General features: G+C 64.1%; 4 protein-coding genes. 3 read left to right on the top strand and 1 reads right to left on the bottom strand.

Annotation, left to right across the window (positions count from 1 at the left end):
• A partial coding sequence (locus VH88_RS15175) for a DNA polymerase III subunit epsilon (protein ID WP_052689646.1) occupies positions 1-786 on the top strand: 786 nt, incomplete at its 5' end.
• Positions 787-1,288: 502 nt separating this feature from the next.
• Here the strand turns inward: VH88_RS15175 and VH88_RS15185 are convergent.
• Positions 1,289-2,434 carry an MFS transporter gene (locus tag VH88_RS15185; protein WP_045811997.1) on the bottom strand — a complete coding sequence of 382 codons (1,146 nt, stop codon included), beginning with the start codon at positions 2,432-2,434 and terminating at the stop codon, positions 1,289-1,291.
• Positions 2,435-2,487: 53 nt separating this feature from the next.
• Between VH88_RS15185 and VH88_RS15875 the strand changes: the two genes are divergently transcribed.
• A complete protein-coding gene (locus VH88_RS15875) occupies positions 2,488-3,372 on the top strand; it encodes a LysR family transcriptional regulator (RefSeq protein WP_255360449.1) in 885 nt (294 codons plus the stop codon).
• Positions 3,373-3,534: 162 nt separating this feature from the next.
• Positions 3,535-4,335, top strand: a complete 801-nt coding sequence (locus VH88_RS15195; protein ID WP_045811998.1) for an AAA family ATPase — start codon at positions 3,535-3,537, stop codon at positions 4,333-4,335.
• Positions 4,336-4,355 lie beyond the last annotated feature (20 nt).

A 4,355-nucleotide genomic window follows, 5' to 3' on the forward strand; every position in this document is an offset into this window, starting at 1 on the left:
TCCACTTTTACGGGGGAAGATCAGACCGACTTTACGCCATCCCCTCAACGTGTCCGCGTCATCGACCTGGAGACGGCCGGATCCGGCCCTCAGGACGTCTGCGAGATCGGCTGGCAGGACGTGGTGCGCGACGGGGCCGGCCCATGGCGTCTGGATGCGACGCGCGGCGCCCGTTTCGTAAATCCCGGCCGGCCGATTTCGCCCGACACCATGGCGGTTCACCACATTCTGGACGAGTGGGTTCAGGACGCCGGCTATTGGAAGGCCGTCGCGCCGCCCATCCTTCGCCCGGAGACGGGCGTGATCGCCCTGGCGGCTCACCGCGCCAGCTTCGAGCAGCGGTATTGCACCCCTGCCCTGTCAGGCGGCGCAAGGTGGATCTGCACGTGGAAATGCGCCCTGCGGCTGTGGCCCGACCTGCCGCGCTTCTCCAACCAGATGCTGCGCTATCTGCGTCGACCCGAAGGGTTGGTGCATGAGCTCGGCCTGCCGGCGCATCGCGCCCTGCCCGACGCCTATGTCACCGCGCATCATCTGCGCGACATGCTGAACCAGACGACCGTCGAGCAGTTGCTGGCCTGGAGCCGCGAACCGGGACTGCTGCCCCGCGTGCCCGCCGGCCCCGAGCGCGGCAAGCCGTGGAGCGCGGTGGATGCCGACCGGCTTCAGGTCCTGGCGTCGGGACGCGACATCGACATCGCCTTCACCGCCGCGACCGAGCTTCGCCACCGCGGCCTGATGACGGACACGGCCGTCCGGACGTCGGATCAGGGACGCCTGCTCTAGCGCGCGAACGCCAGCCGGAGCTGACGGCGACTGATCTGAAAAGAAAGGGAAATGGTGGACGCGACAGGGATTGAACCTGTGACCCCCTCGATGTCAACGAACTGCGCTCTGATCGAAAACCAGACGACGATTGAGATCTGAGCCCTTCTCGTGAGCGAATAATGTCGATAGTGGCGACCCTTTTCCATGCATTTCTGGTTAGTTTCTGGTTAGCGCTGTCAGCTCCCATTTTTTGCGAACCGCCCCCCAGCCCGCCAGTGCAATGGAAGCGGCGCAGGCCAGCCACATCTGCAGTCACCATGTGGCGGCATGATCGGAGACCGTACCACTTCGCATAAGCGCGAAGAGAATATCTGCCCTCCTATCGGGGCACCGGCTAAGCGCATGGCGAATAGGCCCGACCACTCTTCCAACTCGCTTGCTAGGTCGCCTATGCGCCAGCAGCGGACCTTTGGATCCAGTCGAAAACCTGACGTTGACGCGAGGACAGATCGAGCGTCGATCACCTCTTCGACGCTAGCCCGAGGGTCAACGACAGCATGGCGAGACAGACCGCGCTCGAAAGTACGAGAGCGAGCGTCACCGAGACATCCAGCGCCAGTGCGAAAACCACTGGCGCCCCGGCCTGAAGGTAGCGGGCCGGCGTCAGCACCATCGCCTGACGGACGGCATAACGGTCCGGCCCATATATCTGGAGCGGTAAGACGCCCGACGCCACGGACAGCAGGCCGTTCCCGAGGCCTTGACCGATAGGCAGCAAGACCACGGCCTTGCCCGCCGTCGCGAGCGCCGTGAGAGCGCCGACGGGGTGAAAAAGGCAGGCTAGGCGCACGGTCGTCAGCGGATGGGATTTATGGAGCACGACGAGGTCGAATACCCGCGCGACGATCGCGCTCATCGCCATCAGTCCCGCGGCCCACGGCGCGTCCGTCGTTGTCATGCCGAGGCCCGCCAGAATGCGCGGGAGGTGCGCCCCCATAGCGGTTGAGACCACCCAGGCCCCCGAGAACAAGCCAGCGAGCTGAAGCATCTTTCGGTCCCACACGATGCAATCAGCCTTCGCGGTTTCCGCAGAAACGTCGCCGCCCCTCAGTCGGCGCGGCACGAGGGCGAGGGTCAGGGGCAGGCACAGCAGGAGATGAGCCAGAGCCCAAGAGCCACAGGCGAGGCGCCAATCTCCGGCTTCCAGCAGCGCCCGGCTTATCGGCCAGCCAAGCCCTCCGCCGAGCGCCCCGATAAGGGATACGGCGGTGATCCCCCGGCGCGCCTCGGTCCCTCGAAGTTCCACAAGGATGGCGAACGCCGTGCCGTAGAGACCTGAGCCCATGCCGACGCCGAGGAGCGTGACTCCAAGCCAGAGCCCGAACGGGCCCCGAGCAGTACACATGACCAGGAGCGCCACGGCGAAGGCGACATGAGCGAACGCCTGGACAGTGCGTCCGCCGCGTTTCTCGATCGCTCGCCCCGCGAAGGGCGTAAGAACGGCCGAGAGGAGAAAGGCCGCGGAAAGCGCGGCGAAGAGGCGGGCCGGCTGTCCACCCGCTGCGTCGGCCATCGGATCCGCAAGGACCCCCAAGAGATAATAGCTCGAGGCGAAGGCGACCATCTGGCCGAAACCGAGCGTCGGAACGAGGAGCCAATTGCGCATGCCGCGCAGTCGCCTGCTTGTGGCCGCCAAGGAAGCGACTTATCGACATCGGGGTGTTCGAAAATCTCACAAGCCCGAGGGGGCTGCCCTCCCTCAACGCCCTGAGGGCGTTTGAAGCGATGGCGCGATTAGGCGGCGCCACCCGCGCGGCGGCTGACCTACACGTGACACACAGCGCCGTCAGTCGGCAGGTGAAGGCGCTGGAGGCATGCTTAGGCGTGCGCCTGTTCGAGGGACCCAGATCACGTCTACAACTGACCGCCGCAGGCCGCGAACTGCTCGCAGGGCTCACGCCCGGTTTTGATGCGCTCAGCGAAGCCGTCCGTCGCGTGCGTGTGCGCGCAGGCGTTACTATCGCCATCCACAATAGTCTGGCCGTGAAGTGGCTCATTCCGCGACTCGGAGACTTTGAACGGTGCCACCCCGACCTGACCCTCGAACTTTCCGATTTGCCCGTGGAGGCTGTGCGTGCGCGAGACGCTGACCTGGTCGTCCGCCTGCTCGACGGTCCCCGGCTGCTCGATCCCGAGGTCCATCCCCTCGCGGAGAACCGGGTCGGCGTCGTGGTCGCCGCCGGGCTGGAGGATCGGTTGGCGGAGTTGCCGCGACTAGTGGCCGCCAGTCACGCGCGCGGATGGACGGACTGGGAGCAGGCCACAGGCATCGCCGTCCCCCATGATCGAACCCGATCGTTCTCCCATCTCCATCATGTGCTAGACGCGACGGTTTCCGGACTAGGAGCTGCGGTGCTGCCTTGGCATCTCGTGGTTGACGCCGTTCGAAGCGGAGAGCTCGTTGCGCCCTGGGGCTTTATTCCCGATGGTGGCCAGCTGGTCGCCGTCGGATCAGAACATGCTTCGGCCGCAGTCCGCCGGACCATTCTCTGGCTTCGCGCCCAGGGAAGCGGCGAGCCCGCCTCCAGTGAGGACGCGAAGTAGGAGCGGCTTGGTTGCGCCACTAGCGGTAATCCTGATCCCGCCTGAGAGCAGACCTCGTGACTTAACGTGCCAACCCGCCGCTAGGGTGACCAAGATCAGCGACATTTCGTGTGGTTAAGAAGAGAATTTCCATACGACACAGCCATCGGTTAGCTTTGCTGCATGTCGGGGCAAGAAACCAACACTACGGCTGAAGTGCCGCATATCCGCCTGCTGACCATCAAACGGTTTCGCGGGATAGAGGAACTGACTTGGCGTCCAGCCAAGGGTGTCAACGTGATCCTGGGTGGTGGGGATGCCGGGAAGACCACCATCCTCGAAGCGATTGCCTTGCTGCTCAATCCGACCAACGCGACCGGTTTGAGCGACTCCGACTACTGGCAACGCAACCACGAAAACGGCTTCGAGATCAGCGCGACGATGTCGTTGCCGCTCGCGACCGGTATTGCAGAACAGCGCAAAGCTGCTTGGCCTTGGGAGTGGGATGGGGAGAACGCGAAGCTCCCCGCATTGGTCGCTGACGACCCACCGCCGACCGACCTCGTCTATTGTGTGCGCGTGGTTGGCACCCCGGACTTCGAACTCGTCTACGAAGTTAGCCAGCCCGACGACACGTTTGATCACTTCTCCGTCGCCGTGCGCCGCAAGATCGGCGTGGTCCGATTGACAGGTGATGATCGCAACGACCGCGATCTTCGGCTGGTTCAAGGCTCCGCTCTAGAGCGTCTTCTCAACGACAAAACACTCCGAGCGAAACTCGGCCAGAAGGTTGCGGAGAGCGATGTCGAGGATGCCCTCAAGCCCGAGGCAGAACAGGCCTTGGATGACCTCGACGATGCGTTCGTGAAGCGCAACCTGCCAAGTGGCTTGGGATTAGGCCTCGTGGGTGGCCCCGGTTTTTCGCTAAGCGCATTGGTCGGCCTGACAGCTGAGAAGAATGAGGTCGAGCTTCCACTATCCTGATCTTCCCCCGTAAAAGTGGA

Origin of the sequence: Brevundimonas sp. KM4, from assembly GCF_000964075.1 — a bacterium.
Lineage (GTDB): Bacteria > Pseudomonadota > Alphaproteobacteria > Caulobacterales > Caulobacteraceae > Brevundimonas > Brevundimonas huaxiensis.